Annotated in this window: 1 protein-coding gene; it reads left to right on the top strand. The window is 61.8% G+C overall.

Annotated features, from left to right (window positions below; translation table 11 throughout):
- Positions 1 to 479 (top strand): contractile injection system protein, VgrG/Pvc8 family (locus EAY64_RS20055; protein ID WP_199734506.1); only part of this gene is annotated, 479 nt, incomplete at both ends.

Raw genomic sequence — 479 nt, 5'->3', positions numbered from 1 at the left:
GACATCGTCAAGCAGATCCTGGCCGAGCATCAGGCCAATAACCCGGTGTTTGCCCAGGTGCAGACGTTGGAATTCCACACTGCCTCCGCCAGCCCGCGCAGCTACTGTTTGCAGTATCGCGAGAGTGATTTCGACTTCATCGTGCGCCTGCTGCACGAAGAGGGTTATGCGTGGAGGTTTGAACATGTCGATGGCGAGCATCCGCAGGTCAAGCTGGTGGTGTTCGACGATGCCTACAGCCTGCCGCCGGCCGCCAGCGAGCGCGTGCGCTTTCATCGTAGCGATGCCACCGAGGAAGAAGACGGCCTGACCGATTGGAGTGCCGCGCGGCAGGTGGTGTCCGGTGCGGTGGCACTGGCCAGCTTCGATTACCAGCCGGTGAGCACCCAGCACACTGGGGACCAGACCCGCATCCAGCAAGGCCGCAGTGGTGATGCCCTTCAATCCACCCTGCAGGATTACGACCCGCAGTCGCTGTA

Source organism: Aquitalea palustris, assembly GCF_003693445.1.
GTDB lineage: Bacteria > Pseudomonadota > Gammaproteobacteria > Burkholderiales > Chromobacteriaceae > Aquitalea > Aquitalea palustris.
Note: the sequence above shows the minus strand (reverse complement) of the source record. Positions and strands in the feature narration are given on the sequence as shown.